The organism is Ensifer sp. 2TAB8, assembly GCF_052115125.1.
In the GTDB taxonomy this organism is placed as follows: domain Bacteria; phylum Pseudomonadota; class Alphaproteobacteria; order Rhizobiales; family Rhizobiaceae; genus Ensifer.
Genome location: NZ_JBFRGB010000009.1, coordinates 132789 through 151270, shown reverse-complemented (window position 1 = coordinate 151270; position 18482 = coordinate 132789). Strand labels below are relative to the sequence as shown.

Annotated in this window: 20 protein-coding genes; 9 read left to right on the top strand and 11 right to left on the bottom strand. The window is 62.4% G+C overall.

Annotated elements, in window-relative coordinates:
- The first annotated feature begins 30 nt into the window (after positions 1-30).
- Positions 31-480: a DNA polymerase III subunit chi gene (locus AB4Z53_RS16980; RefSeq protein ID WP_113536848.1), complete on the top strand. Its 450-nt coding sequence runs from the start codon at positions 31-33 to the stop codon at positions 478-480.
- Between the two features lie 76 nt (positions 481-556).
- Here the strand turns inward: AB4Z53_RS16980 and AB4Z53_RS16975 are convergent, their stop codons facing one another.
- Complete coding sequence (locus AB4Z53_RS16975) at positions 557-1483, bottom strand: Gfo/Idh/MocA family protein (RefSeq protein WP_441596702.1); 927 nt, start codon at positions 1481-1483, stop codon at positions 557-559.
- Between the two features lie 227 nt (positions 1484-1710).
- Between AB4Z53_RS16975 and AB4Z53_RS16970 the strand changes: the two genes are divergently transcribed.
- Positions 1711-2553 carry a GNAT family N-acetyltransferase gene (locus AB4Z53_RS16970; RefSeq protein ID WP_441596701.1) on the top strand — a complete coding sequence of 281 codons (843 nt, stop codon included), beginning with the start codon at positions 1711-1713 and terminating at the stop codon, positions 2551-2553.
- 18 nt (positions 2554-2571) lie between these two features.
- Here the strand turns inward: AB4Z53_RS16970 and AB4Z53_RS16965 are convergent, their stop codons facing one another.
- The gene (locus AB4Z53_RS16965; protein ID WP_113536851.1) at positions 2572-4461 is read right to left on the bottom strand and encodes an ABC-F family ATP-binding cassette domain-containing protein; all 1890 of its coding nucleotides are present in this window, start codon (positions 4459-4461) and stop codon (positions 2572-2574) included.
- 312 nt (positions 4462-4773) lie between these two features.
- On the opposite strand from AB4Z53_RS16965, the gene AB4Z53_RS16960 reads away from it, so the two are divergent.
- The 3 genes from AB4Z53_RS16960 (at position 4774) to AB4Z53_RS16950 (ending at position 6024) form a co-directional block, all read left to right on the top strand.
- Positions 4774-5061: a hypothetical protein gene (locus AB4Z53_RS16960; protein WP_291157858.1), complete on the top strand. Its 288-nt coding sequence runs from the start codon at positions 4774-4776 to the stop codon at positions 5059-5061.
- Positions 5062-5203: 142 nt separating this feature from the next.
- Complete coding sequence (locus AB4Z53_RS16955) at positions 5204-5482, top strand: hypothetical protein (RefSeq protein ID WP_113536853.1); 279 nt, start codon at positions 5204-5206, stop codon at positions 5480-5482.
- A gap of 89 nt (positions 5483-5571) precedes the next feature.
- Complete coding sequence (locus AB4Z53_RS16950; RefSeq protein ID WP_441596700.1) at positions 5572-6024, top strand: MarR family winged helix-turn-helix transcriptional regulator; 453 nt, start codon at positions 5572-5574, stop codon at positions 6022-6024.
- A gap of 10 nt (positions 6025-6034) precedes the next feature.
- On the opposite strand, the gene AB4Z53_RS16945 is transcribed toward AB4Z53_RS16950, so the two are convergent.
- Positions 6035-7114 carry a GGDEF domain-containing protein gene (locus AB4Z53_RS16945; RefSeq protein ID WP_441596699.1) on the bottom strand — a complete coding sequence of 360 codons (1080 nt, stop codon included), beginning with the start codon at positions 7112-7114 and terminating at the stop codon, positions 6035-6037.
- Between the two features lie 281 nt (positions 7115-7395).
- Between AB4Z53_RS16945 and AB4Z53_RS16940 the strand changes: the two genes are divergently transcribed.
- Positions 7396-9996, top strand: coding sequence for an AMP-binding protein (locus AB4Z53_RS16940; protein ID WP_441596698.1), 2601 nt, complete (start codon positions 7396-7398; stop codon positions 9994-9996).
- Here the strand turns inward: AB4Z53_RS16940 and AB4Z53_RS16935 are convergent.
- Positions 9982-10491, bottom strand: coding sequence for a DinB family protein (locus tag AB4Z53_RS16935; RefSeq protein WP_441596697.1), 510 nt, complete (start codon positions 10489-10491; stop codon positions 9982-9984). The genes AB4Z53_RS16940 and AB4Z53_RS16935 overlap by 15 nt on opposite strands.
- Before the next feature lie 147 nt (positions 10492-10638).
- On the opposite strand from AB4Z53_RS16935, the gene AB4Z53_RS16930 reads away from it, so the two are divergent.
- Positions 10639-11328, top strand: a complete 690-nt coding sequence (locus AB4Z53_RS16930; protein ID WP_441596696.1) for a glutathione S-transferase family protein — start codon at positions 10639-10641, stop codon at positions 11326-11328.
- 102 nt (positions 11329-11430) lie between these two features.
- A complete protein-coding gene (gene ndk, locus AB4Z53_RS16925; protein ID WP_034803877.1) occupies positions 11431-11853 on the top strand; it encodes a nucleoside-diphosphate kinase in 423 nt (140 codons plus the stop codon).
- A gap of 90 nt (positions 11854-11943) precedes the next feature.
- Here the strand turns inward: ndk and AB4Z53_RS16920 are convergent, their stop codons facing one another.
- Positions 11944-12453, bottom strand: coding sequence for a hypothetical protein (locus tag AB4Z53_RS16920; protein WP_441596695.1), 510 nt, complete (start codon positions 12451-12453; stop codon positions 11944-11946).
- Positions 12450-13010, bottom strand: a complete 561-nt coding sequence (locus AB4Z53_RS16915) for a CGNR zinc finger domain-containing protein (RefSeq protein ID WP_441596694.1) — start codon at positions 13008-13010, stop codon at positions 12450-12452. Before AB4Z53_RS16915 ends, AB4Z53_RS16920 begins: the two co-directional genes overlap by 4 nt.
- 67 nt (positions 13011-13077) lie before the next feature.
- Here AB4Z53_RS16915 and AB4Z53_RS16910 point away from each other — a divergent pair, with 67 nt between their 5' ends.
- The gene (locus AB4Z53_RS16910) at positions 13078-13974 is read left to right on the top strand and encodes a branched-chain amino acid ABC transporter permease (RefSeq protein ID WP_113536861.1); all 897 of its coding nucleotides are present in this window, start codon (positions 13078-13080) and stop codon (positions 13972-13974) included.
- 14 nt (positions 13975-13988) lie between these two features.
- On the opposite strand, the gene AB4Z53_RS16905 is transcribed toward AB4Z53_RS16910, so the two are convergent.
- The 5 genes from AB4Z53_RS16905 to AB4Z53_RS16885 form a co-directional block, all read right to left on the bottom strand.
- Complete coding sequence (locus tag AB4Z53_RS16905; RefSeq protein WP_441596693.1) at positions 13989-14456, bottom strand: molybdenum cofactor biosynthesis protein MoaE; 468 nt, start codon at positions 14454-14456, stop codon at positions 13989-13991.
- A 4-nt stretch (positions 14457-14460) separates the two neighbouring features.
- Entirely contained in the window at positions 14461-14721 is a 261-nt protein-coding gene (gene moaD, locus AB4Z53_RS16900) for a molybdopterin converting factor subunit 1 (protein ID WP_113536863.1), read from the bottom strand.
- On the bottom strand, positions 14718-15305 hold the full coding sequence (gene pgsA / locus AB4Z53_RS16895; protein WP_104665796.1) for a CDP-diacylglycerol--glycerol-3-phosphate 3-phosphatidyltransferase: 588 nt from the start codon (positions 15303-15305) through the stop codon (positions 14718-14720). Before pgsA ends, moaD begins: the two co-directional genes overlap by 4 nt.
- A 128-nt stretch (positions 15306-15433) precedes the next feature.
- The gene (gene uvrC / locus AB4Z53_RS16890) at positions 15434-17458 is read right to left on the bottom strand and encodes an excinuclease ABC subunit UvrC (RefSeq protein ID WP_441596692.1); all 2025 of its coding nucleotides are present in this window, start codon (positions 17456-17458) and stop codon (positions 15434-15436) included.
- Positions 17455-18219, bottom strand: coding sequence for an SDR family oxidoreductase (locus tag AB4Z53_RS16885; RefSeq protein ID WP_113536865.1), 765 nt, complete (start codon positions 18217-18219; stop codon positions 17455-17457). Before AB4Z53_RS16885 ends, uvrC begins: the two co-directional genes overlap by 4 nt.
- Positions 18220-18482 lie beyond the last annotated feature (263 nt).

Below are 18482 nucleotides of genomic sequence, written 5' to 3'. Positions count from 1 at the left end.
GGACGTGACGAAAGGCGGGAAGCAATCGGCATGACCGAAATCCTGTTTTATCATCTGACGGAATCGAAGCTTGAGGACGCACTGCCGCCGTTGCTCGACAAGAGTGTCGAGCGCGGCTGGAGGGTGGCCGTGCAGACGATCGACGCCGAACGGCGCGATGCGCTCGACACGCATCTCTGGGTCTATCGCGACGAGAGTTTCCTGCCGCATGGCACGGACGCGGGCGATTTCGCCGCAGACCAGCCGGTGTTGCTGGTGGCCGACGGAGGCAATGCCAATGCCGCGACGGTCCGTTTCGTCATCGATGGCGCCAGCCCGCCGGATGTTTCGACCTATGAGCGCATCGTCTTCATGTTCGACGGCTACGACCAGGAGCAGCTTGAAGGTGCGCGCGCCCATTGGAAACGGCTGAAGGGGGAGGGGCACAACCTCACTTACTGGCAGCAGAACCGTGACGGCCGCTGGGAAAAGAAGGCCTGAGTTTACAACGCGTTGTGACGAAAAAAAAGCCCGCGGCAGAGACCGCGGGCTTCTTGTTTCTGCCGTGTCCGGAAGATCAGTCGTGGAAGGCCTCGACGAACTTGCGCTTGCCGAGCATGAAAGCATCGGCAACGTGGCGCAGCGGCGCCAGATCGACGTCCGACTTCCGGGCTTTGACGATCTCGGCGAAGCGCCGATAGAGCATCGGGTATTCCTGTTCCGGTTCCTGGTGCACGAGCTTGCCATCGACGGAGAGCTTGGCGCCGCCTTCGGAAAGCACCATCTCGCCCGCTACGGTCCGGGCAACGATGTCCCAGCTCTGCTTGCCGGTCTGGCGCCAGTCGAACTCGGCGGAAACCGGCAGTTTCTTCGCATCCGTGAAGGTGATGTTGGCAGCGATCGGCGCGTCGCGGTTCTCGGGGAATTCAAGCACGGCCGCGGTCACGAACAGCGGGTTCGGGAGGATGTGCGTGGCGATCGAAAGAGCGTTGATGCCCGGATCGAAGACGCCGAGGCCACCCGCCGCCCAGATCCATTCCTGGTTCGGGTGCCAGTGGCGCACGTCTTCTTTCCAGATGATCTGGACATCATTGATCGTCGTCGCGGCCAGGAAGGATTTTGCCGCTTCGACGGCAGGCGCGTAACGGGAGTGCCAGCTTGCGAACAGCGACAGCCCCTTCGATGCCGCCAGTGCCTCGAGGTCGGCGACTTCGCTGAGGGTGGCGCCCGGGGGTTTTTCCAGGAACACATGCTTGCCGGCATCGAGTGCGGCGCGGGCAGCCTCGTAGCGATACTGCGGCGGCATGCACAGTGACACGGCCTCGATCGAAGGTACGGCTTCGAGCATAGCTTCGATCGATTTGAAGTTGTCGATGCCGTCGACCGTGCCATGTCGGCTTGCGGCGGCGATCAGGTGATAGTCGCTGTTCTTGGCGATCGCCGGCAGGTGCTGGTCACGAACGATCTTGCCGATACCGACAAGGGCAATATTGATGGGGGCCATGGTGTTCCGCTCGATTTGTATGACTTATTGTCGGCTCTTGTAGCAGATTGCGCAGAGGGGACAAGCGCCGCCGGTCCGCCGGCAGCTTATGCCATCAATGTCGGCGAAATCGACAGAGTATCATTCCCTCTGAACGCCACCGCGCTAGCTCTACCACCGGACGTGCCGTTTCGTCTCGTCAACCGGGCGGACGTTAGGGCGATCTGACCGCCCCTGAGGAGTGAACCATGCAGCAGAAAATCCGTCGAGCAAGCCGCGGGGAACTCGACGTCATGATCGAGTGGGCGGCCGAGGAGGGATGGAATCCGGGGCTCGGCGATGCGGGCCCTTTCTGGGCGACCGATCCGGACGGTTATTGGGTGGCCGACGGAGAGGACGGCCCCATCGGAGCGATCTCATTGGTGCGATACAATGAAAGCTACGGCTTTCTTGGTTTATACATCACCCGACCGGACCATCGCGGTCAGGGCATCGGCCGGCAACTGTGGCAGCAGGCGATGTCGGTCGCCGAAGGACGCATAGTTGGCCTCGATGGCGTGGTTGCCCAGCAGGAGAATTATCGCCGCTCCGGCTTCACCTACGCCCATGCGAATATCCGCTACGGCGGCACTATCGACGTCGTCGAACCACCGGGCGCCGATCTTCTGGAGGTGGCGCCGGTCCACATGCCGCTCCTCACCGATTTTGACCGTCGCTTCGTCCCCGCCCGACGCGAGGCCTTTCTTCGCGAATGGCTGAAGTCGAGCGACGGACGGCGCAGCGTCTTGCTGCTGCGCGATGGCGCGGTCGCGGCCTATGGCACGATCAGGGCCTGCCGCAACGGCTTCAAGATCGGGCCGCTGTTTTCCGACACCGAGACCGGTGCTGATCTGGTCTTTCGCAAGCTTGCAGCCGCTGTCAACGGCAGTGAGGTCTTTCTCGACATTCCCGAACCGAACGCCTCGGCCAAGGCGCTTTGCGATCGCTACAATCTGCGGACGGTATTCGAAACCGCGCGCATGTATCGCGGGCCGGACCCCGGGTTGCCGCTTGCGCGGATCTACGGCATCACCACGTTCGAACTGGGCTGAAAGCCGGGCCGGCTGTTCTCAACCGGCCATCGCCTCTTCGTACTCGGCGGAAAGTTCGAGCCATTGCTCTTCGGCGTGAGAGAGTTTCGCCGCCGCGTCGGAACGTTCCTTGGCCTTTTGTGCAGCCTTCGCCGGCGACTTTTCGTAGAGCGCCGGATCGGCAAGTTCCACATCAAGTGCCTGAATCAGTTTCTCCAGCTTTCCGGTCAAGGATTCGATTTCATTGATCTTCTTGCGAAGCGGCGCCAGCGATGCACGCTTGTCGGCATTGGCCTTGCGCTGGTCCGCCTTCGAAAGACCGTCATCGACGCCGGTCGGCCTCGGCTTCTCGTCCTTCGCCTTCGGGCCGCCGACGATCAGGCTGCGGTAGTCCTCAAGGTCGCCATCGTAGCTGGTCACCGTTCCATCACGCACCAGCCACAACCGGTCGGCCGTCGCCTCGATCAGGTGCCGGTCGTGCGAGATCAGGATCACGGCACCGGAATAGTCGTTGAGCGCCGTGATCAGCGCGTTGCGGCTGTCGATGTCGAGGTGGTTGGTCGGCTCGTCGAGGATCAGGAGGTTCGGCGCGTCGAAGGCAGCAAGGCCCATGAGCAGCCGCGCCTTTTCGCCGCCGGAGAGATCCTTGGCGGGCGTTTCCATCTTTTCCGTCGCGAGCCCCATCTGCGCCACGCGCGAGCGCACCTTTGCTTCGGGTGCTTCGGGCATGCGTCGCCGCACATGTTCGACGGCGCTCTGGGTGGGGATCAGGTCGTCGAGCTGGTGCTGGGCGAAGAAGCCGACCTTGAGGTTCGGCGCAATCTTCAATTCGCCCGCCTCTGGCGCAAGGCGACCCGAGATGAACTTGGCGAAAGTGGACTTGCCGTTGCCGTTCGAACCGAGCAGGGCGATACGGTCGTCCGTGTCGATCCTGAGGTTCAAGCGCTTGAGGATGGGCTTGCCGGGCTCGTAGCCGACGGTACCGCCGGTGACTGCGATGATCGGCGAGGCGGCTTCCTTCTCCGGATCGGGGAAGGAGAAGCCCTGGACATGATCTTCGATCACGGCCGCAATCGTGCCCATGCGCTCCAGCGCCTTGACGCGGCTTTGCGCCTGGCGGGCCTTGGTGGCCTTGGCCTTGAAGCGGTCGATGAAGCTCTGGAGGTGCTTCCGCGCCGCGTCGTTCTTGGCTTTCGCCTTCATCTGCAGCTCGTCGGCTTCCGCCTTCTGCCGCTCGAACTGGTCGTAGGGTCCACGATAGAAAGTGAGCTTCTTCTGGTCGAGATGCACGATGGCGTTGACCGCGGTGTTCAAGAGGTCGCGGTCGTGGCTGATGATGATGACGGTGTGCGGATAGCGGCGGATGTAATCCTCCAGCCAGAGCGTGCCTTCGAGGTCGAGATAGTTGGTCGGCTCGTCGAGCAGCAGCAAATCCGGCTCGGAAAAGAGCACGCCGGCGAGCGCCACCCGCATCCGCCAGCCGCCGGAAAACGACGAGGCGGGACGCAGCTGTGCTTCGTGGTCGAAGCCGAGGCCGGCGAGAATGCTGGCAGCGCGCGCTTCTGCCGAGTGGGCACCGATGTCGGCGAGCCGTGTCTGGATTTCGGCAATCCGGTGCGGATCGGTCGCAGTTTCCGCTTCGGCGACCAGCGCAGTGCGCTCCTTGTCTGCCTTGAGCACGATCTCGATCAGCGGTTCCTCTGTGCCGGGCGCCTCCTGCGCCACCTGACCGATGCGCGCGTTCTTCGGCAGCGCGATCGAGCCGGCTTCCGACGCGAATTCGCCGGTGATGATGCGAAACAGCGTGGACTTGCCAGCGCCGTTTCGGCCCACGAGCCCCGCCTTCGTGCCCGCCGGAAGCGTCACGGATGCATTTTCGATGAGGAGACGTCCCGCGATGCGGGCGGAAAGGCCGGAAATCTGGATCATTGCGGCCTTTTGCCCGGACTTGGCCGGGAAGGCAAGAGGCGCAGGCGCGCTGCGTTTCCTCCGGCGTCGGTCTGTGATTTCAAGAGGCCATTGTTATCAATTTTTGAACAACGCGTTCCGACAATCGATACTACACATCCTCATCGTGAGGGACCATCTCAATAGCGGAAGGGCGGGGAATGCTCTTCTGACCGCCTCGATCGACTGAACGCCATCGGCAAGGGCCCCGCGTTCCGAGGGACGACCGATCGGGCCACGGACAATTTAGATGAAACCTCGTTCAACCGAACGAGCCTCCCAGGAGTGAAGACCATGAAAACTGCAATCCAGACCGCTCTTTCCGCCGCTCTCGTTGCAACCGCCATCCTCGGTGGGGCCTCGGCTGCCTTTGCCGGTGGCAGCTACTACGAAGGCATCAGCCCGACGCCGCTGTTCACCGAGCGCACGCCTGCCGTCACCGGCAAGACCTCCTTCACCATCGGCAATTCGGAAGCTGGCTATGTGGACAGCACCCGGACCGGCTCGGTCGTAAACTACGGCGTTGCGCCGAAGAGCGTGATCGGCGGCGAAGGCGAATACTATCAGGGCATTTCGCGCTAATCGCGACGAAATAGGGTGCGGGTTTCTGCCCGCACCCACTTTCAGGGGGTTTGATTGATCATCGCCATGATCCTATGAGGCGACCTCCCAAGTGCCAAGCGGGGCTTAGTCCCACCGTCTATCTCCACCAAGGAACCGATCCATGAAGAAGTCCATTGCCGCGATCCTCGTTGCGGTCGCCATGCTCGGCGGCGCGTCGGCCGCTGTCGCCGGCGGCAGCTACTATGAGGGCGTGAGCGCCACGCCGCTCTTTACCGGCCGCGCAGACGCCTCCGCCGGCACCGGCGTCTCCGCAAGCTCGACCGGCCGCGGCGATTACTACGCAGGTATCGAAGACAGATCCGTCGATGCGACGGCAACCGGCGCGATCGCCAACAGCCGTGCCAAGCCTTTCGGCCAGGCCGACGAAAACAAGCAGTAAGTCACGCCAAACGGTTGACCGAACAGCCCGGTCCCGCCACGCGGGGCCGGGTTGTTTCGTTTTGGCGTTGCCAAATGAGGTACATTGCCATGACAGAAAAAGTCGAAGTCGCCGAGCGGCTCTTCGATCTCTACCACTGCGTTCATCGCCTGGTGAACGCGTCTATGTCGGAGGAAGGCGTTTCGCTCGCGCGCAGCAAATTCCTGTTCTATCTGAACACGCTGGGGCCTTGCCGCTGCGCGGATATCGCCTCGGCGCTCAACTTTGCGGCCAGATCCGTCACCGAAGCGATCGACGGGTTGGAGCGGGACGGCATGGTCGTTCGTGAAGCGGATCCGGAAGATCGTCGCGCGAAGATCATCTCGATCACCGATCGCGGGAGGCTCGCACTGGAAGCGGCGCTGCAGCCGCGTCATCGCACGATCGATGAACTGTTTTCCGCGCTTGACGACTGTGAGCGCACCGAGCTCTTCCGCTTGCTTGGCTGTCTCCGGGAAAAGGCGTCGGAGATCGACGAGAACCGCCAGCCGGTCGCCGCCTGACGCGCGACGGTCACGCGGCGTTCTGACCGTAGGTTCTGACGTCGTCGCGGCCGAGTGCCGCCGAATAGCCAAGGATACCGGCGCCATCGCGTGCGCCGGCCAGGGCCAGCTCCGCCTGGTTGATGACGTCGGCGCTCGTGGATGCCGGTTGCGCGATGGTGATGCCGGCAGCCAGCGAGAGCGTTTCGGCGGTGTGTGCCCGCCCGGGAAGGGTGAATTTCAGTTCTTCCACGGATTGCCGGAGGCGGCCTGCAATGGCCTCGGCATTTTCGAGGCTGACATCCCGGCAGACGAAGGCGAATTCCTGCTGGCCCGCGCGAGCGACGAAATCGTTCTTCTTGATCGACTTGCGAAACAGCGCCGACACCTTGGCAAGCGCCTTCGCCGCAACCGCGCCACCGTGGCGCTCGGCCATCTCGTGAAGCCCCTGAACGGAGACGAGAAGCAGGGCAATCGGCTGGTCTGCCCGCTCCGTTTCGAGAATGGAGTCGAGCTTCGCTGTCAGCGCCAGACGGTTCGGCAAGCCCGTCGCGGCGTCGCGGGTAAGCGACCGGCGGCTTTCGGCGAGATCCCCCTCGAATTCGGCCATGCGCTGCGCACTGGTTTCCAGTGCGTGCTGCAGGGCATTCTCTTCGTTCATCAAACGCCCTGCCGTTTCCCGGAGCCGTGCGGCGTCGTCGGCGAAGTCCGACAGGCCGGCAACGGGATCTGCCGCCAGCCGACCGGCGAAACGATCGAGTTCGATCTTGAACGTTTGCTTCTGCGTCAGCGCAAGCTTGAGCTTGCCGGCCATGTCGGCGAGGATTTCCTGGGCTGCAGCTCTCGTCCGGTCCGCTGCGAGGGCTGCGTGGGAGACAAGGTGATGCTTGAGGCCCAAGGCGTCCAGCGAGTCCTGTTGCGGGTTGTGCCCGAGTGCTGCAAGCTCCCGGGAAAGCTGGGGCAAGCGACCGGACAGCGCCTCGTAGAAAAGTTCGTAATTGCGGGGCAGGGCAGCGATCCCGTGCGCGGACATGGCATGCGCCACTTTCAGAATGATCGCTGCCTGCCGCGCCTGCGATCGGCCGGCGTCCGCTGGAACTTGCCTGGTCATTCCGTCGTGGTCCCCACATGTCTATCGGACGATGATGTCCGGATCGATGAGCACTATGGAAGGCCGCTTTTAAGGGAGTCTGAAGATTTCAGGCGGTTGCCCATTCCCGCCCGGTATGGTTGCTGAATTCCATCTGAGGGAGGCAGTACGCAACTGACAATCGCAACCGAGCTGACAGCCGTCAGCTCGTCGATCTTTATACTTGACGGCTTTAGTCACCAATTATATTCGGCGCTGCTAAATCGGGCATCGGAGCTCGGGGCAAACAGCGACGGTCAAGGATGTCCATCTCGTTCATTGCGAATCTGGCGAAATGGGGCGACCGGCCGGCGCTGGTCTTTTCCGGGCAGCGGACCGTCACCTATCGGGAGCTCGGTGAGCGGATCATCCGCCAGGCGCTGGCCTTCCGAGGTCCGCGTGGGTTGGTGGCGATCGAGGCGGAGCTTTCCGAACATGCGATCGTTGCCTATCTGGCAGCACTGGCTGCGGGGCATGCCGTAGCGATGCAGGCCCCGAAAAACGGCGCGACTGCATCTTGGGTCGATGCCTTCGAGCCAGACTTCTGCTTCCGCCGGATTGATGGCCGCTGGCGCACGGAGCATCTGCGACAAGACGGCGGGGCGCCCCATGACCAACTCGCCGTCATGCTCTCGACCTCCGGCAGCACCGGTTGCGGCAAAGCCGTCCGCCTGTCCCGGGAAAACATCACGGCAAACGCCGCGTCCATCGCGGACTATCTCGGTCTGACGGCCGCGGATCGCGGCTGCCTCATCCTGCCGCTTCATTACTCCTACGGCCTGTCGGTGCTGAATTCCCACCTGGCAGCCGGCGCCAGCCTCTATATCCCCGGCGGATCGGTCCTCGATGCCGGTTTCCTCGATGGTCTTGCCGAAAGCGGCAGCACGAACCTTGCGGGTGTGCCCTATTCCTACGAATTGCTGGAGAAGGTGGGCTTCCGCGATCGGCGGTTCCCGCACCTGCGTTTCATGACCGTCGCTGGCGGTCGGTTGGGCCCGGACGTCATCCGTCTCTACAACGACCACCTGGGCGCTCAAGGCGCGGCCTTCTTCGCCATGTACGGCCAGACCGAAGCCACCGCGCGCATCGCCTATATGCCGCCCGCTTTGCTTGCCGGCAACGAGGACAGGATCGGCGTTGCGATCCCAGGTGGGCGCCTCCTGATCGAGAATGAGAACGGTGCGCCGATCGAAAGCGACGGCCTGGCCGGTGAACTCGTCTATCGCGGCCCGAACGTGATGATGGGTTATGCCACGTCGCGTGACGATCTCTGCCGCGGTGCCGAACTCACCGAGCTGCGCACTGGCGATCTTGCGATGCGACATACCGATGGGCTGTTCCAGATCGTCGGCCGCATGAAGCGGATCTCCAAGATCGCCGGGCTCAGGATCGCGCACGACGTGCTGGAAGCAGCGCTCGAAAGGCGTGGTATCGCAGCTGCCGTCGTCGGTGACGATGCCGGCCTTCACGCCTTTTATACCGGCAACCGCGATGCCGAAGAGGTCAAGCGGTTCCTGGCGCAGGCAAGCGGGTTGACGCTCGCCCATCTGAAGGCCACCGCGCTTGCCGAGATGCCACGGCTTGCCAGCGGCAAGGTCGATTACAACGCGCTCAACATGGCAGCTCGCCAGGCAGCAGCCAACGGCGACGACGACAGTGGCGGCATCGAAGAACTCTTTGCGCAGGTCTTCTATCCGAAGCGGGTGAAGCGCTCGGACAGTTTTGTATCGCTGGGCGGCGACTCCCTTCGCTTCGTTCAGCTTTCTATGGGTTTGGAAAAGGCGGCGGGGCAAGTTCCGGACGCCTGGGAGACGCTGTCGATTGCCGACCTGTCGGTCCAGGAACGCTGCGAGACCGCAACGCGGCGGATCGGGACGGACCTGCTGGTACGTGCGCTGGCCATTCTGCTGGTCGTGGTGCACCATGAAACCGTGTGGCCGATCCCCGGTGGATCGGCGGCCATGGTCGTTCTCGCAGGCTTCAGCCTCGCCAGGTTCCAGATAGGGCCGCTTCTCGCCGGAGATGGCTGGGCGATCCTGCGGCCGCTCGCTCAGGTGCTGGTTCCCTATTATCTGATCGTCGCGGCCTATGCGGTTGCCTGGGGTGAGGTGCCCTGGGCCTCGGTTCTGCTCGTCGGCAATTTCGGCCTGACCCTGCCGGAGACGCATGGCATGGTGCCCTATCTCTACTGGTTCATCGAAGCCTATTGCCAGATGATGCTGGTCTTCGTCGGGCTTTTCGCCATTCCGCGGTTCCGCCGTTTCGTATCGGCAAGACCCTTCGCCGCAGGGATGTCTCTGCTTTTGGCGGCACTTGTCGCCCGGCTTGCCCTGCCGTTGCTCTGGCCGATCGGCAATCGACAGATCTTTACCCTGCCTTGGATCTTCTATCTCGCCGTTATCGGCTGGTGCGCCGCCGTCGCCGAAACGGCCAAACAGCGGCTGCTGCTGATGGTGGCCGGCACAGGAGCCTTCCTGTTCTTCGGCTTGTACGAGGGGGTCTGGATCGGGACGCAGATCAAGTACATCTTGCAGATCGCCGTCCTGGCCGCGCTCATCTATCTCCCGCGCATCAACGTGCCGCGTTGGGCGGCGCAGCTTATCCTGCCTCTGTCGGCAGCGGGTTTCCACATCTACATCCTGCACCGCTTCGTGCCGGAGTTGCTGATGCTGCCGCTGCAGCCGGCATTGCCAACCCCGGCGTTTTCGTTCCTGTCGATCTTCGGCGGTGTGGCGCTCGGTCTCGTCGCCTGGCTCGGCCAGCGGCAACTCTTGAAAACGCTTGCCGCGTGGCGGGAGCGTGAGATCCGGCCACTTCGGGTGCTCAACTTCGCAGTGCTGCGATCTCCGCTACGCCCACTGTAATCCTTCGGTCCTGAGGAAATAGGCGAGATCGAGCGCCAGGGATGGGCCACCGAGCGCGGTGAGCGTTGCATGCGCCTGCCCGCGGTGATGGGTCTGGTGGTTGAAGAAATGCGCGAGCGTCGGTGCCAGCTTCTGCGTGATGACCGTAGGGTTGACGACCGGCGAATAGGTGAGGGCTGCGGCAAGGCGTTCGTCGCTGAGGTCATCGATCCAGGCGATGATGCGCGCGTCTTCGGCAATCCGAGCGGCGGTGAGTGCCGACAGATCGTCATGGAGGATCGTGTCGAGCGAGGCTGGGGCGTCGCCCTCGCGCGTAAAGCGCTTCATCCAGATACGGTCTGCAACGAGGATGTGGTTGAGGGTCGAAAGCAGTGAGCCGAAGAAGGCGCCTCGGTTTTGCCGCAACTCGGCATCGGTCAGTTCAGCGGCGGCGGCGTAGACCAGGCGGTTCGCCCAGCGGTTATAGTCGGCGAACATGCGAAAGTGATCGAGCATCGGATATCTCCTGAGGGGGCTTCGGCTTGGGGCGACGACGCTAACTCGAAACCGCATTTCTGTGGCTGATATCACTCATGAAATTTACTGATTTGATGGCGCGGCCGATTTGTCGTTCAACGGGACGCCAACCGACCGGGAGTTCACATGACGAGAAAGCTCTATTCGCTTTGTGGTGCCGACAGGGCGCGTCCGTTCTCGCCGCATGTGTGGAAGACGAAGATGTCGCTCGCGCACAAGGGGCTCGATTTCGACATCGTGCCGATCGGTTTCACCGAAATCCCCGTGGTCGAGGATGGAGCGACAGGCCTGGTGCCGCTGCTGCGGGATGGCGAGCGGCTGGTGAAGGACAGCTTCGAGATCGCGCTTTACCTCGAACAGAACTATCCGGACCGCCCCTCGCTCTTTGCCGGCGCGGGAGGCATGGCCATCGCTCGCTTCGTCGAAGGCTGGTCGCAGACGACGCTGCACCCCGCGCTAACCCGCATCATCATCCGGGACATTCACGATCGCCTTGATCCGGTCGACCAGGCCTACTTCCGTGAGAGCCGCGAAAAGCGTTTCGGTACCTCGCTGGAAGCGGTCGCCGAAAGCGGGGGAGCATCTCTTGCGACCTTCCCGGAAAAGCTCGAGCCGCTGCGCCATATGCTGAAATTTCAGGGTTTCCTCGGCGGCGCGTCACCGCTTTTCGCCGACTATATCGTCTTCGGCGCGTTTCAGTGGGCGCGCATCGTCTCGCCGCAGCGTCTCCTTCAGCCGGGCGATCCCGTCACCGACTGGTTCGAACGCTGTCTAGACCTGCACCACGGGCTCGGACGTAGTGTGACGGCTGCGTGAAACCCTCTCGGCCCAAGCCGAATCATCGGTGAACCCCCTTGTTTTGCGCGGGATTGGCGGTTAATGAACCGCCACTTCTCAAGAAACAAGGGATTTGAGCCAATGGCTATTGAACGTACCTTCTCGATGATCAAGCCGGACGCGACCAAGCGCAACCTGACCGGCGCCATCACCAAGATGCTCGAAGATGCCGGCCTGCGCGTCGTCGCCTCCAAGCGCGTCTGGATGAGCCGTCGCGAAGCTGAAGGCTTCTACGCCGTTCACAAGGAACGTCCGTTCTTCGGCGAACTGGTTGAGTTCATGTCCTCCGGCCCGACCATCGTTCAGGTTCTCGAAGGCGAAAACGCAATCGCCAAGAACCGCGAAGTCATGGGCGCCACCAACCCGGCAAACGCTGACGAAGGCACCATCCGCAAGGTTCACGCTCTCTCGATCGGCGAGAACTCGGTTCACGGTTCGGACGCTCCGGAAACCGCTGCTGAAGAAATCGCCTACTGGTTCTCGGGCACCGAGATCGTCGGCTGATTCAAGATCTTCGGTTCGGGTCGCAGCGGCCTGAATTGATTCAGGATTTGAACCGGAGCGGAAACGCTCCGGTTTTTTATTGCCGGTCTCTCACACCGGGCATTTTGCCGTCTCGAAATGCTCCGGTGCCTTGCCGCCACGGAAGACCTCGGGGTTCTTGTCATAGGCGGGGCCTTCGACCAGCGCCTGTGCCGGCATGATGTCCTGGTCGATGTCGGAGATCACGGTGGTTTCGAGCTTCTGCAGCGACTGGCCCTCAGGGCCTTTGACCTCGATCGACACCGTATAGGGGCGGTCCTTCTTCACGCAGGTAATATCGGGGCTTTCCAGCACCACTTTTTCCAGCTTCGGAAACAGCTTGCGCTCCAGCGTCAGCGCGTCGCCGCCGGCCGGATTTTCAAAGCGTGCCACGACAACGCTGCCGTCGGGCACGGCCTCGGCCTTGGTGAGCGTGACCATATAGGTCGCGTAGGCGAGGCGATAGTTGAAGACGAACATCTTGCCCGTCAGCTTCAGCGGATCCGGGCCGCTCTCGCGCTGACACCCGGCAGTGACGACTGCGATGGCAACTGCCACCAGGATACCGAATGTCCTTGTCATGGGCCTGATTCTTCCCTGTTGCGATGGTAGTGGCGCCTGGCCTTGTTGCGATTGCCGCACACAGCCATGTCGCACCAGGTGCGGCTGCGATTGCGGCTGCGGTCGAGAAACAGCCAGCCGCAATTCGGGCAGATCTTCAGCCGGTCGGGTTCGGGGTTGGCCGCGAGGCTCAGCGCCGATTGCGCGGTCGCCGTGTCGAGCGGAAGCAGACCGCCAGAGTGGGGCGAGCCGCGCATGACGCCGGCGATCGCCTCAAGCAGATCCGCCAGCAGTTCCGGTCGTCCATTGGCCGATATCTCGGCGCGAAAGTGCCGATCGGTCGCTTCGCGCAGCCACAGCAGCTTGGTGCGGTTTTCCGCGGCGACGGGTGCCAGTGGGCCGAAGCGGGTGTTCTCCGCCCCGAAGCGGTTGGCCGCTTCCGCGAAGGAATCGATCGCCGCGGCATCGGCGAAACGATCGATCCGGCGTTCCGGATCGAAACGCAGGACGATGGAATTGGCCACATCCAGCGCCAAGGCGCCGCCGGCAAATCGATGGGCTGTCCAGGTGAAGGTCATGTGAAAATCCTAACTGGTAAAAATGATTTTACCAGTTATATTGATCTTGTCACGCTCCGGATGCGCCATGCTCTATTTTCTGCAGCAGCTCGCCAATGCCGTTCCCATCGCTGCCCTCTATGCCGCGCTCGCTTTCGGCTATGCCATCGCCTTCGCGGTGACGCGCCGGGCTGATCTCACCTATGGCGCGCTCTTTGCGTTCTCCGGCCAGATGTTTGTGCTGTTTGCGGATTTCGGCTGGAACCGGCTGTGGCTGGTGCTGCCAGCTGCTCTTGCCCTCGGGGCGGCGGCAGCCTTGACCTTCAGCCTCGGCGCCGGGCTCGTGGCCGGGCGGTATGTCATGCGGCCGCTTGCCTTTTCCTCCGCCAACACGGTCGTCGTCGCTTCTCTCGGTTGCCTATTGGTCCTGATGGAAATGGCGCGGCTCGCCTCGCAGACACGCAGCCTGTGGCTGCCACCGTTCCTGAACGGCAACATCGTCTTCTGGAACGATCCGCGTTTTCCCGTAACCCTGACGGTTATCCAGCTTGGCAACACGGTGCTGATGGCTGCGCTCGTGGCAGCCGGGCATTGGTTCCTCACGCATTCGCGGGCAGGGCGGTTTTGGCGTGCAGTGTCCGAGGACCGGGGGGCTGCAGCGCTCTGCGGCGTCGACGCCGCGACCGTCTACATCGTCGCCTATGGCGTGGCATCGTTGATCGCCGCGGTCTGCGGCATTCTCGCTGCGTCCTATTACGGCAACATGGACTTCGGCACGGGATTGACCTTTGGCGTCAAGGTGCTGTTCATCGCCGCGATCGGCGGCCAGGCTTCACCCCTTTACGCGGCGCTCGGTGCGGCCGGAATCGGATTACTTGAGACGCTCTGGACTGCCTATGGCCCCATTCTCTGGCGCGACTTCGCGATCTTCGGCTTTCTGGTGATCGTGCTGGCGATAACGCGCAAGGAGAAGGTCATCCCCTGATCGCAAGGGGGACGCTACTTCGTCGACCAGCGGTCCCGTGCGGTATCATCCGCATCCTTGGCGCTGACCCAGCCGCCGGTGGTGCCGTCGTCGAGGTGTTCTTTTTTCCAGAAGGGCGCCGACGTCTTCAGGAAATCCATGATGAAGTTGGCGCCATCGAAGGCGGCCTGCCGATGCCGCGAGGCGGCAACGACCAGCACGATGTTTTCGCCGGGAAGGATTTTTCCGTAGCGGTGAATGGCGGTGGCGGCCTGGAGCGAGAAGCGCTCGACCGCCTCGTTGGAGATGCGCGCGATCTCCGCTTCCGCCATGCCGGGGTAGTGTTCGAGCTCAAGGGCGGAAAGCGTGCCGGCTTCGTCGCGGCAAAGCCCCGAAAAGGTAACGACCGCGCCGATGTCGCGACGTCCAGCCGAAAGCTTCTCAACCTCGGCATTGAGGTCGAAATCCTCGCGCTGAACGCGCACGGTGACCGGCGCGCTCATGGGCTCAGCCACCCGTCATCGGCGGAAACAAGGCAATCTCCCGGGCGCCGGCAATCGGCTCCCCGTGGTCGACATGCTCCTGGTTGATGGCCGCACGGATGACGTTTTCGTGTTCGAGCGCCGCTTCGTATTCCTCGCCGAGCGTCTTCAGGTGCGTGAGCAGGTCGGCGACGGAGACAACGCTGGCCGGAACGTCCAGCGTCTCTTCGCCCTTGCCGATGCGCTCGCGCACCCAGGAGAAATAGACGAGATTGACCGTGCTCATTCGTTGACCACGTGCTTGAGGCCGGCGCGGAAATAGTCGTAGCCCGTATAGAGCGTGATGGCGGCGGCGATCCAAAGGAGCACGATACCAGCCTCGGTCGTGTAGGGCAAAACCTTGTCGCCGGCGGGGCCTGCCAGCAGGAAGGCAATCGCCACCATCTGGATCGTGGTCTTCCACTTGGCGATGCGGGTGACCGGCACGCTGACCTTCAGCGCCGCCAGATATTCACGGAGGCCCGATACCAGGATTTCGCGGCAGAGGATGATGATCGCAGCCCAGATCGACCAGCCGGCAATCGTGCCGTCGGCTGCGACGAGCAGCAGGATCGAGGCGACAAGCAGCTTGTCGGCGATCGGATCCAGCATCTTGCCGATGTTCGACGTCTGCTTCCAGATGCGGGCGAGATAGCCGTCGAAGAAGTCGGTGATCGACGCAATCGCGAAGAGCGTGACCGCGGTCCAGCGCGCAAAATCCGAACTGTGCAGCCGCCCTTCGATGAAGAAGCAAAGGACGATCAGCGGCACGATCAGGATTCGGAAATAGGTGAGCAGGTTCGGGATGCTGTAGGCGACGGGCGTGGGCATGGATTCGTGTTCTCTGGTTCGTCTGGTACAGAATGACTTTGCTGGCCGGAGGTCAACAGGTCATCGTCGGCAACTGTMATATTTGCCCTATTGCATGTGAACGCCGGGTGAATTGTGACACCCGGTTTTCATTTCGCGGCGTCGTCGTGGAAATGTTCGTAAACCAGCCGGGCCACCGTTTCGGAAATGCCGCTGACGGCCATGAGGTCGTTGATGCCGGCGCGGGAGACGGCCTTCGCGGTGCCGAAATGCGTGAGCAGCGCGCGCTTGCGCGTCGGGCCGATGCCGGCGATCTCGTCGAGCGGGTTCTTGACCATCTCCTTCTTGCGCCGCGCCCGATGCGAGCCGATCGCAAACCGGTGCGCCTCGTCGCGCAGTCGCTGGATGAAGTAGAGCACCGGGTCGCGCGGCGGCAGCGTGAAGTTGTCTCGTCCAAGCGCGAAGAAGCGTTCGCGTCCGGCATCGCGGTCGACACCCTTGGCAACGCCGATTGCGGTCACGCAGTCTTCGACGTCGAGCTCTTTAAGAATGGCCCGCACGGCGGTCATCTGGCCCTGGCCACCGTCGATGAGGATGACATCGGGCCAGGCGGGGAAGGCGCCGTCATCGGTCGGCTCGGCGCTCCTGTCTGGCTTGCCTTCTTCCTTGAGCAGTCGCGAAAACCGCCGCGTCATCACCTCGCGCATCATGCCGAAGTCGTCGCCTGGCGTGATGTCGGTCGATTTGATGTTGAACTTCCGATACTGGCCTTTGACGAAACCTTCCGGCCCCGCCACCACCATGCCGCCAACGGCGTTGGTGCCCATGATGTGGGAGTTGTCGTAGATCTCGATGCGGCGCGGTGTGCGTTCGAGCTTGAAGGTCTCCGAGAAGCCTTCGAGCAGGCGCGACTGGGAGGCGGTTTCCGCCAGCTTGCGGCCATGGGCTTCGCGCGCATTGGCAAGCGCGTGGTCGACGAGATCCTTCTTCTCGCCGCGCTGCGGCACCTGGATCGCGACTTTGTATCCGGATTTTTCGCTGAGCGCCTGGCCGAGCAGTTCCTGTTCTTCCACGGCTTCGCAAAGCAGGATCTGCCGCGGACAGGGCTTGTCATCATAGAACTGCGCAAGGAATTGCGAGAGCACCTCCGCTGTCGGCAGCGAGGGGTCGGCCTTCGGGAAATAGGCGCGGTTGCCCCAGTTCTGGCCAGTGCGGAAGAAGAAGACCTGGATGCAGGAAATGCCGCCTTCGTGGTGGATCGCAAAGACATCCGCTTCCTCGACGCCGGCGGGGTTGATGCCCTGATGGCTCTGGACGTGGCTGAGTGCCGCCAGACGGTCGCGGTAAAGGGCCGCCCGTTCGAAATCGAGGTTCTCGGCGGCCTCGCCCATGGCGGCGGCGATCGTCGCCTTCACCGCCTGGCTCTTGCCAGAGAGGAAGTCCTTGRCTTCCTGCACCAGTTCCGCATAGCCCTGATCGCTGATCTCGCCGGTGCAGGGCGCCGAACAGCGCTTGATCTGATAGAGCAGACAGGGGCGCGTGCGGGTTTCAAAGACGCTGTCGGTGCAGGTTCTGAGCAGGAAGGCGCGTTGCAGCGAATTGATGGTGCGGCCAACCGCGCCGGCGGAGGCGAAGGGACCGAAGAAATCGCCTTTGCGGCTGCGGGCGCCACGGTGCTTGTAGAGCGCCGGCGCCCGGCTGTCTCCCGTCACCAGGATATAGGGAAACGACTTGTCGTCGCGCAGAAGCACGTTGAAGCGCGGCCGGAGCCGCTTGATCAGGTTCGCTTCGAGCAGCAGCGCCTCGATCTCGGTGYGCGTCGTCACGAACTCCATGTTCGCGGTCTCGCGCACCATGCGCGCGATGCGGTTGGAATGGCCGCGCCCCTGGGCATAGTTGCTGACGCGCTTCTTCAGGCTGCGCGCCTTGCCGACATAGAGAACGTCGCCCGTCTCGTTGAACATGCGGTAGACGCCCGGGCCGTTCGGCAACAGTTTGACGAAGGCCTGGATCAGCTCCGCGCCTTTCAAGCCTTCCATTTCGGCCTGATTCTCGTTCCACTCGACCGGCGGCGCAGCGCTTGTGCTTTCTGCCGCTTCGACCAGATCGTCGTCGTCTTCCGTCTCGGTACCGTCGTAGAGGATGCCGCCGTCGGCCGGCACGCGTCCATTCATTCCACTATCTCCCTGATGTCGGGCGTTTCCCAGGCGAGGTGCTGGCCCCCGTCGAGCGCAATCATCTGTCCGGTGATCGACGGTGTGTCGAACAGGAAGCGGATGGTCCGTCCGAATTCGTCGAGCGTCGGCCCGCGTTTGAGAATCAGCGCATCGACCTGCGCCTCAAAATCCCCAGGGTCCTGCCGTTCGTTCGGCAGCGTCGGCCCGGGGCCGATGCCGTTGACACGGATGTGCGGGGCAAGCGCCTGCGCCATTGTCCGGGTTGCCGTCCACAGCGCCGACTTGGACAACATATAGGAATAAAAGCGCGGATTGGGAGCCCAGACGCGTTGGTCGATGACATTGATAATGAGTCCATTGGCGTCGGCCGGCAGCTGCCCGGCGAAATCGCGCGCCAATAGGGAAGGAGCCTTCACATGCAGGGCGAAGTGCTGATCCCAGATTGATTCGTCGAAAGCCTCGAGGCTGTCCTTCTTGAAGACCGAGGCATTGTTGACCAGCAGATCGAGAGGACCGAGCGCCTCAGCGGCGCGGGCAATGAGCGTCGAGGTCTCCGCCGTATCGGTGAGGTCGGCGCGAAGCGCGACCGCCTTCGTTCCAGCTTCGGTGAGAGCCCGGGCCAGCGCTTCCGCTTCGTCAAATGAGGCGTCGGCATGGATAGCGACCGCAAAACCATGGGCCGCAAGATCCTCAACTATAGCTTTGCCGATCCGCTTGGCGCCCCCGGTCACGAGGGCCGCCTTCAGTGCTTTCTTCAACGTTTCATCCCGCTTTTTCGAATCTTCGCGTCAGCGGACGAAGATATAGGCAAGAAACGTGAGGCTGAAGCACTCCCTGACAGTTCCTTGCGGAAAAATTAATGGAATTGGCGTAATTTGTATTATTTTGAAGGCATATAGTATAACTTTCGTTAATCTTGAAATATGGTTAACAAATCCCCTGTTGCTCCAAAGCAACATCAAATTTCGGGCGTGTTTGTGCCACCAAAATTTCACATTTTGGCTCTTGTGAATCCTCATTT